9 protein-coding genes are annotated in these 10,485 nt (G+C 71.7%); 5 read left to right on the forward strand and 4 right to left on the reverse strand.

Going from position 1 to position 10,485, the window contains the following annotated elements; translation table 11 throughout:
* The first annotated feature begins 36 nt into the window (after positions 1-36).
* Complete coding sequence (locus tag ACIGJO_RS30755) at positions 37-1,110, forward strand: DUF917 domain-containing protein (protein ID WP_399963764.1); 1,074 nt, start codon at positions 37-39, stop codon at positions 1,108-1,110.
* A 250-nt stretch (positions 1,111-1,360) separates the two neighbouring features.
* Here the strand turns inward: ACIGJO_RS30755 and ACIGJO_RS30760 are convergent, their stop codons facing one another.
* Together ACIGJO_RS30760 and ACIGJO_RS30765 are read right to left on the reverse strand one after the other, a co-directional pair.
* Positions 1,361-2,263: an SURF1 family protein gene (locus ACIGJO_RS30760; RefSeq protein ID WP_399963766.1), complete on the reverse strand. Its 903-nt coding sequence runs from the start codon at positions 2,261-2,263 to the stop codon at positions 1,361-1,363.
* 329 nt (positions 2,264-2,592) lie between these two features.
* Positions 2,593-4,407 carry a S9 family peptidase gene (locus ACIGJO_RS30765; RefSeq protein WP_399963768.1) on the reverse strand — a complete coding sequence of 605 codons (1,815 nt, stop codon included), beginning with the start codon at positions 4,405-4,407 and terminating at the stop codon, positions 2,593-2,595.
* Positions 4,408-4,496: 89 nt separating this feature from the next.
* Between ACIGJO_RS30765 and ACIGJO_RS30770 the strand changes: the two genes are divergently transcribed.
* Entirely contained in the window at positions 4,497-5,333 is an 837-nt protein-coding gene (locus ACIGJO_RS30770) for a class I SAM-dependent methyltransferase (RefSeq protein WP_399963770.1), read from the forward strand.
* Between the two features lie 146 nt (positions 5,334-5,479).
* Positions 5,480-5,839 (forward strand): nuclear transport factor 2 family protein, encoded by a 360-nt coding sequence (locus tag ACIGJO_RS30775; protein ID WP_399963810.1) that lies wholly within the window; start codon positions 5,480-5,482, stop codon positions 5,837-5,839.
* Positions 5,840-6,052: 213 nt separating this feature from the next.
* On the opposite strand, the gene ACIGJO_RS30780 is transcribed toward ACIGJO_RS30775, so the two are convergent.
* The gene (locus ACIGJO_RS30780; protein WP_399963772.1) at positions 6,053-6,583 is read right to left on the reverse strand and encodes a winged helix-turn-helix transcriptional regulator; all 531 of its coding nucleotides are present in this window, start codon (positions 6,581-6,583) and stop codon (positions 6,053-6,055) included.
* Positions 6,584-6,776: 193 nt separating this feature from the next.
* Here ACIGJO_RS30780 and ACIGJO_RS30785 point away from each other — a divergent pair, with 193 nt between their 5' ends.
* The gene (locus ACIGJO_RS30785) at positions 6,777-8,129 is read left to right on the forward strand and encodes an MFS transporter (protein ID WP_399963774.1); all 1,353 of its coding nucleotides are present in this window, start codon (positions 6,777-6,779) and stop codon (positions 8,127-8,129) included.
* A gap of 107 nt (positions 8,130-8,236) precedes the next feature.
* Here ACIGJO_RS30785 and ACIGJO_RS30790 read toward each other — a convergent pair whose 3' ends face one another.
* Positions 8,237-9,043, reverse strand: coding sequence for an SGNH/GDSL hydrolase family protein (locus ACIGJO_RS30790; protein WP_399963776.1), 807 nt, complete (start codon positions 9,041-9,043; stop codon positions 8,237-8,239).
* A 793-nt stretch (positions 9,044-9,836) separates the two neighbouring features.
* On the opposite strand from ACIGJO_RS30790, the gene ACIGJO_RS30795 reads away from it, so the two are divergent.
* Positions 9,837-10,460 carry a Crp/Fnr family transcriptional regulator gene (locus tag ACIGJO_RS30795; RefSeq protein WP_329942852.1) on the forward strand — a complete coding sequence of 208 codons (624 nt, stop codon included), beginning with the start codon at positions 9,837-9,839 and terminating at the stop codon, positions 10,458-10,460.
* Positions 10,461-10,485 lie beyond the last annotated feature (25 nt).

The raw sequence follows: 10,485 nt of genomic DNA on the forward strand, positions 1-10,485 counted from the left end.
TGAACGGCACGGCCCGCGCCACCGGAGCAGCGGCACATGCGTGAGATCACCCTGGACAACCTGGAAGACATCGCCCGGGGCGCCGGCATCCTCGGCACGGGTGGGGGCGGCGACCCCTACATCGGCATGCTGCTCGCCCGCGAGGCCATCCGCAGGCACGGACCCGTCCGTGTCGTCGACTTCGACGAGGTGGCACCCGACGCCACTGTCGTACCGATCTCGGGCATGGGGGCGCCGACCGTCCTGCTGGAGCGGGTACCCAACGGCCGCGAGGAACTGGCCGCCCTGCGCGCGCTGGAGAAGTACATCGGGCGCCCCGCCACGCACATCGCCCCGGTCGAGATCGGCGGGGTCAACTCCATGCTGCCGATCGCCTGCGCCGCCGAGGCGGGGCTGCCGATCGTGGACGGGGACGCGATGGGGCGGGCCTTCCCGGAGGCCCAGATGGTGCTGCCCGGACTGATCGGGGTCCGCAACACCCCGATGGCCATCTCCGACGACAAGGGCAACAGCATCATCATCGAGGCCGTCGACAACCACGCGGCCGAACGCATCGCCCGCGCGGTCTGCGTCGAGCTCGGCTGCCAGATCTCCAGCGCGGACACGGTCCTGCGGGGCGACCAGCTGGCGGCGGGCCTGGTTCCGGCGACACTGACGCTGGCCGAGGACCTGGGCGCCGCCGTACGGGAGGCCCGCGCCGCGCACACCGACCCGGTGGCCGCGGCCCGGGACCTGCTGTCCGGCACCCACCTGCTGACCGGCAAGGTGACCGACGTCAGCCGGCGCACCGAGGGCGGGTTCGCCCGCGGCCGGGCCCGCGTCGAGGGCGTCGGCACGGACGCGGGCCGGACGCTGGAGCTGGACTTCCAGAACGAGCATCTGCTCGCCACCAGGGACGGCGAGACGGTGGCCACGACTCCGGACCTGATCTGTGTGCTGGACACCGACTCCGGCGATCCGGTCACCACGGAGGGCCTGCGCTACGGGCTGCGCATCAGCGTGCTGGCCGCGCCGTGCGACCCGCGCTGGACCAGCCCCGGGGGCCTGGAACTCGCGGGGCCGCGCTACTTCGGGTACGAGACGGACTACGTGCCCTTCCGCACGGCCTGAGCACACCGGCCGGGAACGCTGTGACCGTGACCTCCCGCCACCTGCCTGACCCCGGGGGCCCGGGGTCAGGGGGATCGGGGGCAGGGGACTGAGCCCGGGTGCTGGGGTCCGGGGGGCTGGGGTCCGGGGCCGCGGTCGCAGCGCTCCCGTCGCAGCGTTCCGGCCGCGGCGCTCCGGCCGCAGCGTTCCGGTCGCAGCGTTCCGGCCGCGGCAGTAGTGGCAGTGGTCCCGGGCGGGCCCGGGACCAGGTTCAGGCGGAGGCCTTGTCCTCGTCGCGCGAGAGTGCGGGGGCCTCGTCGGCCGGGGCCTCGGGGGCCTCGGTTTCGGTCGCCGAGGTCGCGGTCGCTGTGGTCTCGTTCGCCGGGGTCCCGGTCGTCCCGGTCTCGGGGACGAGGCCCAGCTCCAGGTCCCGTGCGGCCTCGGCCTCACGCCGGAGGAGCCGGAACCACATGAAGAGCACGAAGCCCGCGAAGACGAACCACTCACCTGTGTAGCCGAGGTTCTGGAAGGCCTTCAGGTCGAGCCCGCTGCCCTGCGGCGCGGCAGCGGGGACCGGCTTCATCGCGCCGCCCGTACCTCCGGCCTCCGCCTCGGGGAGCGTCACCCAGGCGTCGTACACGTCGTACGGGACGAGGTTCACCAGCGACGCGGCGCTGATGATGCCCAGCTGGCCCTCGGGGAGCCCGCCCTCGGAGTTGACGCCGTCGCTGTTCATGTTCTCGGAGGCCTGGAGGTCACCGGTCACGGTGACCTCGCCCCTCGGCGCGGCCGGAACGGCGGTGCGCCCCGCGGTGCCGGGCAGCCAGCCGCGTACGACGGGCAGGGCCTTGCCGCTGTCGGTCCGCAGCATGTTCAGGACGTAGAAGCCGTTACGGTCGTCCAACTCGCGGCCGGGGACCAGGAACTGGTCGGCATACGTACCGGACGCGACGGCCGGGCGGCCGGACGTCACCTTGTCGACGGGCAGCAGCGAGTCGAGCGGCTTGGCGGCCCGGGTACTGGGGTCGGGCTGCTTCTCGGCCTGCTCGTGCGTCTGCACGCGGTCCTCGAAACGGCCGAGCTGCCAGGTGCCCATGAACACACAGAACGGGATGGCCAGCACGACGAACAGGTTGATCCCCCACCATCGCGGGGTCAGCAGGAACCGGTACACCCCTCCACGGTACGGTCCCCGCCCCGGCCGCCCGGAGCGGGGTACACCATTTATCCGTCCCTTACGCGTCCCCGGGGGCGGTGACGGGCGGCCGCCACGTTGACGTCACACACCGCCCGGAGCACCCGGAGTGCCGGCTGCGGGCTCTGCCCTGGGCCACCGTGAGCCCCGGCTGTCCGCTCCGGCCACGCTCGCCCGGAGCCCGCCACCGGCCGCGCCCCAGATCCTCAGGCCCAGTTCCCCAGGCCCAGGCCCAGGCCCTCAGGCTGAAATCCCCAGGCCCAGGCCCAGATCCCCAGGCCCCGGACCTCAGGCCCAGGCCCCGGCTCTCAGGCTGTGGCCGCCGGGGGATCCGCCAGGTGCTTCAGCGCGAAGTCGAGCTCCAGCCGGACCTGCTTGATCCGCTCCTCCACGACGAGCGAGCCGTGCCCGGCGTCGTACCGGTACACCTCGTGCACCGCGCCACGCGCCTTGAGGCGGTCCACGTAGTTCTCCACCTGACGGATGGGACAGCGCGGATCGTTGACGCCCGCCGAGATGTAGACGGGGGCGCGCACCGAATCGACGTACGTGAGGGGTGACGAGGCCTCGAAGCGCTCCGGGACCTCTTCGGGAGTGCCGCCCAGCAGCGTGCGGTCCATCGCCTTCAGGGCCTCCATCTCGTCGTGGTAGGCCGTGACGTAGTCGGCGACGGGCACGGCGGCCAGTCCGAGGGCCCACGACTCGGGCTGTGTGCCGAGGCCGAGCAGGGTCAGATAGCCGCCCCACGAGCCACCGGCCAGGATCAGCCGCTGCGGGTCCGCGAGCCCGGACTTCACCGACCAGTCCCGTACGGCCGCGATGTCCTCCAGCTCGATCAGACCGACCCGGTGCTTGAGCGCGTCCGTCCAGGCGCGGCCGTAGCCGGTCGAGCCGCGGTAGTTGACCCGGACGACCGCGAAGCCGTGGTCCAGCCAGGCGGCCGGGCCGGAGGCGAAGGCGTCGCTGTCGTGCCAGGTCGGCCCGCCGTGGATCTCGAAGACGGTGGGGAACGGACCGTCGCCGGTCGCGGGCCGCTGCACGAGGGCGTGGATACGGCCGCCGGGGCCGTCCACCCACGCGTCCTCGACCGGCACCGAGTCGGGGGCCTTGGCACCGGGCGGGTCGAGGACCACGGAACCGGCGGTGGAACGGACGGCCGGCGGCTGCGCGGCCGACGACCAGAGATACTCCACGGTGCCGTCCGGGCGGGCGGTGGCGCCCGAGACCGTACCCGCGGGGGTCTCGACCCTGACCGGACCGTCGGCACCCGGCTCGTACCGCCACAGCTCGCTGCGCGCCTCGAAGCTGTGCTCGACCAGCAGCGCGGAGCCGTCCGGATACCACTCGGCGCCCACGTCGCCCGGCAGGTCGATGGGGAGGGCGGTCTCCGTGCCCGCGACCGGGTCCCAGATCATCGGCTCCCAGCGGCCCCTGCGCTGATGGCCGACGAGCAGCCGGGAGTCACCGGCCACGGGTGCGAAGCCCAGGACCGCGAGGCCCAGCTCCTTGGTGCCGCCCTCGGTGTCGTCCAGCTCGGCGACCATGGAACCGTCCGGGCGCACGACACGCAGCGCGGAGTGCATCGCGTCACCGTGCTCCGTGTGCTCCAGGGCGATCAGCGTGCCGTCGTGGGAGAGGTCCCCGACCCCGGCGGACTCCCGGTGCCGGTAGATCTCGGTGGGCTCCTCCCGCGGGCGTACGAGATGGACGGTCGTGCCGTCCTCGTCGGTGGAGCGGCCGATCACGGCGGTCCCGTCCCGCCCGATGGCGAGACCGGCCGGATAGGAGGGCTCCAGGCCGGGAGCCGCCGGCTCGTCCTCGCCCCCGGTGAAGGGCTGCCGCATCCACACACCGAACTCGTCGCCGTCGGTGTCGTTGAACCACCAGATGGCCTCGCCGTCGGGGGTCAGCACGCCGTCGGTCGTCCCGTTCGGCCGGCCGGTCGCCCGCCGCTGCTCCCCACTCGTCCGGTCCCACGCGTACAGCTCGTACGTGCCGGTGGCGTTGGAGACGAACAGTGAGCGCTCAGGGGCGTCCTCGGCCCAGTCGGGAAGGGAAACCCGGGGCGCGCGGAACCGCTGCTCCCACTCCGGTGCGGACGAGGCGTTCTGTGTATCGCTCATGGCACCATCCAACCCGATCGGACGCACGAGCGGGCAGCCTGTGGATAACCACTCGCGCCACCGCTCAGCCTGTGGGTAACTTTCCGCTCATGTACTCACCGACCCCGGACGACTGGCACGACGCCAACCGCGCGCGCTGGGACGAGCGCGTGGCGATCCACGCGGCGAGCGATTACTACGACCTGGACGGGTTCCGGGCGGGCAAGGACGCCCTTCGCGATTTCGAGCTCGCCGAGGTCGGCGACGTCACCGGCAAGTCCCTGGTGCACCTCCAGTGCCACATCGGGCTCGACACCCTGTCCTGGGCCCGGCACGGTGCCGCACACGTCGTCGGTCTCGACTTCTCCGAGCCCGCGGTGGAGACCGCCCGCGGTCTTGCCCGGTCGCTGGGCCTCGCCGCGGACCGGGCGGCGTTCGTCGCCGCTGATGTGTACGACGCGAGGGAAGCCGTTCCCGACTCGTCGTACGACATCGTCTACACCGGCATAGGCGCGCTGAACTGGCTGCCCGACATCGGGCGCTGGGCGGAGACCGCGGCCTCGCTCGTCGCCCCCGGCGGCTTCCTCTACCTCGTCGAATTCCATCCGCTGACCGACTCGATGGACGACTCGACGGGGGCGACGGTCATGTACGACTACTTCAGCCGTGAGGCGTGGGTGGACGAGACGCCCGGAACGTACGCGGACCTCGATGCCCCGACCGTCCACAACCGCAGCGTCGAGTGGCAGCACACGGTGGGCGATGTGGTCTCGGCGCTGGCGGCGGCAGGGCTGCGGATCGAGTTCCTGCGTGAGCACGATGTCGCGCCGGTCGCCCGCTTCGGCACGCTGGAGCACCACCCGGACGGTCTCTACCGTTTCCCCGCGGACCGGCCGCGGATTCCGCTGATGTACTCGATCAAGGCATCGCGCCAGGTCAGCGGCTGAACGCCGGTGGCTCGCGGCCGATTGTCAGTGGTGGGGGCCACACTCGGTCCATGAAGGACACGACGGACACGACAGGCGGGGCGGGCGGCGCGGGCGCGGCGGAGGGGACGGGCCGTGCCGCCACCGGCGCGGAACTGCGTGCGGTGGTGCAGACGTACTGGACCGCGGCGGACGCCCGTGACTGGGACGCCCTGGCGGCGACCCTTGCCGACGAGGTGGTGTACGACCTGCCGCAGAGCCGTGAGCGCATCCGGGGCAAGGAGCGCTATGTCCGGTTCACCCGGGAGTATTCGGGGGACCGGCACATCCGGATCGAGCGGATCGTGGCCGACGGCGAGGGCCGGCAGGCCGCCGCGCGGACACATGTCACCGCGGCCGGCGAGGAACTGCACGCGATTCACTTCTTCACGTTCGACGCGCAGGGGCGGATCACGGCGGTGACGGACTTCTGGCCCGAGTCGTACGAGCCTCCGGCAGGCCGGGAGCATCTGGTCGAGCGCTACTGAGCACGCCGCACACCGCACACCGCACAGAGCGCACAGAGCACACAGAGCACACAGCCACACCGCGCAGAGCTGCACCGCGCAGAGCGACTACGCGCAGAGCGCTGATCGATAGGCGCCATGAGTCGTGGGCGCCTGAGTCATGGCCGTCTGAGCCGTGGGCACCTGTGCACCGCCTCCGATCCAGTGCCGGAGCACGGTGCCGGAGCGCGGGCCCTACTCGGCGGGGACCGGGCCGGCGCGGTCCCAGCCGGGGGCGCGGACGTCCACGGTGAGGGCGGTCGTCGCGACCTCCTCGCCGCAGGTACGGCAGATCCAGACGGCATCGAGGTCGTGCGGGTGGGCGTGGAGGCTCTCCGCCTCCTGCTCGTCCCCGGGCTCATGCACCATCACGACCGGCGGCTCCTCGTTCACCCACCGGTCGCCCCAGTCCAGCAGCGCCCGGATCACCGGTGCGAGGTCCCGGCCCGACGCGGTCAGGTGGTACTCGTAGCGCGGCGGCCGCTCGTTGTACAGCCGGCGCTCGACCACACCGGCCTGCTCCAGTGCGCGAAGGCGGGCGGCGATCCGGTCCCGGGGCGCACCGGTGTTCCGGGCGATCGCCTCGAACCGGTGGTTGCCGAAGAAGATCTCGCGCACCGCGAGCAGCGCCCATTTCTCGCCCACCACATGGAGTGCGGCGGCAGCGGAACAGGGCCGTCCGGGCAGCGTGACGGCGAGGGGTTCCGGGTTCGTCGAAGCGTTCATCCCTACTAGGTTGCCATCTCAAACTCACTGGCGCTAGCTTGCCGTCATGACAGTTGGAAAATCAAACCCACTCGTGCCGCCCTCACCCGCTTACCCGGCCCCGCCCTCACCCGCTTCCCCGGCCCCGTCGGCAAACGCCTCCCCGGCTCCGGCCTCGACCGCAGCCCCGGCTCCGGAGCGGTCGCGTGCCGCCATGTGGATCATCGCGGCGGGTGTCTTCGTCGTGAACCTCGATCTGTTCATCGTCAACGTCGCCGTGCCCGCGCTCGGCGACTCCTTCGACGGCAGCTCCCTCGCCTCGCTGTCCTGGGTGCTCAACGCGTACGCGATCGTCTTCGCCGCGCTGCTGGTCGTCGCCGGACGGCTCGCCGACCGCTACGGCCACCGGCGGGTCTTCCTGCTGGGGCTGGCGGTCTTCACCGTCGGCTCCGCGCTCTGCGCCCTCGCCCCCGACGTCGGCTGGCTGGTCGCGGCCCGGGTCCTCCAGGCGGCGGGGGCCGCCGCCCTGATGCCGACCTCGCTCGCGCTGCTCCTCGTCAACACACCGCCGCAGCACCGCCCGCGGGCCATCCGGAGCTGGGCCGCGATCGGCGGCGTGGCGGCCGGACTCGGCCCGGTCGTCGGGGGCGTGCTGGTGGAGGCCGACTGGCGCTGGGTGTTCCTGGTCAACGTCCCGGTGGGCGTGGTCGGTGTGGTGGCCGGTGCCCGCCTGCTGCCCGACGCGCGCCCGGACCGCGAGGGCCGCCTGCCGGACCTGGCGGGCGCCGCGCTGCTCACGCTCGCAATCGGGTCCCTGGCGCTCGGACTGGTCAAGGCGGAGGACTGGGGCTGGAGTTCGCCGGTGACCCTCGGCGCGCTCCTCGCGGCGGTCGTGCTGGCCGCGGGCTTCGTCCTGCGCTCGGCCCGGCATCCGGCACCGATCGTCGAACTGCCCATGCTGCGTACGCCGGCGTTCGCGGCGGCCACCCTGGCGGCCCTGCTCTTCACGGTGGCGTTCGCGGCGATGCTGCTCACCGCGGTGCTCTGGTGCCAGCAGGTGTGGGGGTACTCGGCGATCCGTACCGGAATGGCCATCGCCCCGGGCCCGCTCGTCGTGCCGCTGCTGGCCGTCGCCTCCGGCCCGGTCGTCCGTCGCTTCGGCGCCGGTCGCACGGCCGCGCTCGGCTGCTTCCTGTTCGGCGTCGGCATGGCCTGGTGGGCCCTGCGGCTCGGTACGGAACCGGCCTACGCGACCGATTTCCTGCCCGGCATGCTCATCACCGGCATCGGGGTCGGCCTCGCCCTGACCACCCTGGTCGGCGCGGCCGCCGCCGCTCTGCCGCCCACCCGCTTCGCGACCGGATCGGCCGTCACGACCATGGCCCGCCAGACGGGTTCGGTACTGGGGGTGGCGCTGATGGTCACGCTGATCGGGGCCCCCGCCGCCCCCGACGCGGCGCTGGAGGTGTTCCAGGACGGCTGGTGGGCGGCCGCGGCCATCGCCGTACTGGCCGCCGGGACCGCACTGGCCCTGCCCCGCCCGGCCGCGGCACCGAACGCCGCCTGAGCGGACGCGGCAACGGAAGGGCGACGGAACGGCAGCGGCGGTCCACCGGGCCGAACCCGGTGGACCGCCGTACCTGTGGGGGGTGGAGCTGTGCGTGCCGTGCGTCCCTATGCGGCGGACCGGAAGGCGGGCAGGTAGCCGCCCGACTGTCCCGCAGCCTTGGGATGGTACGAGTTGTAGATCGGGATCGAGACGCTGTGGAGCCAGGCGTCACCGGAGCAGAGTTCGTGCCCGGAGAACTCGTCCGCCACGCTGGAGAAGGTGAACCCGGCGTCGGCCGCCCGCTTGGCGATGACACCGTTCAGTACGTCCGACGCGTTGTTGATCGCACTGCGCTCGGTCTCGGTGAGCCCGGCGATGCAGCTGCCCGAGAGCTTGTAGAACCGCGGGTAGCCCAGCACGACCACCCGGGCCTGCGGAGCCTTGGCCCGGATGCTGCCGTAGAGCGAGTCGAGCCGCGACGGCAGGGAGGTCTGGATCTGCGAGACCGCCGAGTTCACACTCCCGACGCAGGTGGCCTCGCTGGACAGGACGCAGTCCTGCATGACATCGGCGAACCCGACGTCGTTGCCGCCCGCGGTGACGCTGACCAGCGACGTGGACGAACTCAGCACCCCCAGCTGGCTGCTGGCGATGGAGCTGGTGGTCGCTCCCGAGCAGGCGACGAAGTCGAACGAGGCGGGGGAGTTCGCGGCTGCCCAGAGGTAGGGGTAGGCCTTGGTGCTGCGCCGGCAGTCGCCGCTGTCGGAGAGGTAACTCCCCGCGCCGACGCCGGAGGAGTAGGAGTCGCCGAGCGCCACATAACCGCCTGCGGCGGCCGAGTCGGCGGCCGCGGCGGGCCCGGCGACACCGAGGGCGGCGACGGCCGCGACAGCCAGGGTGGAGACGGATGCCCAAATTCTTCGTACTGACATGGCTGCCAGCCCTTCGAAGTGTGTGGGGGGTGGGGGGATTGGTGGAGCGCCCCAGTTTCTAGCAGCTCTTGGTACCCGCCGGTAATGGCCTGGCGAGAAGTCGTCTGATATGCCCGAATGATCGTTCGGGAGCCAGTGCTCCGCGCGTAGATAAACCCTCAAGCCGGTGTGAGAACAGGCAACTTCGGTGGAACTTTCGCCACACCCGGCGGCGCCGCCGCCGACAGTCGATGGCCGGGGGCGGCGTGGGAGCGCGAGCACGGCACCATCGGGCACGCGCACACAGCGCCGCCCGGCCGACAGCGGCATGCGCGCACCGAAGGGCCGCCCCGATCGCATCGCATCGCGTCACATTGCATCGCAGCGCGTCGTCGGGCCGGGTGAACCGTCCTGCCGCGCCGCCCGGTTCGCTCCCGAGGGGCCGACTCCGCAGCCGACCAGGAGGGGGCAGCTCGGAGGGGCCGGCCTCGGCGGTCCGCGTCGAGGCCGCCTCGGTGGGGCCTCGGTCGGTGTCCGCCGAGTCGGTCATGAGAGATCGTGAGTAGGTCAGTTGTTGCTTATCTGGAATGCATGTTCGGTCAATTCTGGCTGATGGCAAAGAAAACAGGCCACATCCGGTCTGGCCTGTTTGCCGGGACTCGGTTCGACGGCAGCATGACCAGGCTTGAGCGGTGCGTTGCGCCGCGGAGCGGGATCGTCGGGGGTACTGGTGAATCACGCATGGCCGCCATCCACATTTCTCGGCCGGCTGCGGGACTCGACGCGGGAAGAACTCCTGGGCCAGGGAACGCCGATGAATTATCCGCCGTCTCGCGCCCTGCTCCGGCAGGGTGACGACAGTCGGCACGTCCTGTTGATCACGAGGGGCGTCGTCAAGGTCGTCGCCAGCGCGGAGAGCGGTTACGACATGCTGCTCGCCGTCCGCATAGCGGGTGACCTGGTCGGTGAGATGGCGGCCTTCGAGGAGCGCCCCAGGTCCGGCACGGTGATCGCGTGCAGCGACGTGAACGCGCGGATCATCCAGGTGCGGGCGCTGGAGAGCTTCCTCTCCCGCCACCCGGACGCCCTGCGGGCCGTCCTCCATATGCAGTGCGCCCGGCTGCGCTGGGCCAACCGGCGCCGGATCGACTTCCAGGCGTACGACTCGCTGACTCGGCTGGCCAGGGTCCTGGCCGAGCTGAGCCAGGCCTACGCCCGGCCCGAACCGGACAGTGACGGCAAGCGCTGCGATCTCGGTGTGACGCTGACGCAGAAGGAACTCGCCTCGCTGGCAGGACTCAAGCTCAACACGGCGGAAAAGAACCTGGCCGTGCTGACGGCTCAGGGGCTCGTGGAACGCAGTTACCGGAACATAACCATCTGTGATGTTCCGAAGCTGCTCGAATTCGCCAAAGTCGTGGCGGAAAACCCGTACTGATACGGGATCACTTTGCGTACGCACT

This window comes from Streptomyces sp. NPDC079020 (assembly GCF_044542225.1).
Taxonomy (GTDB): domain Bacteria; phylum Actinomycetota; class Actinomycetes; order Streptomycetales; family Streptomycetaceae; genus Streptomyces.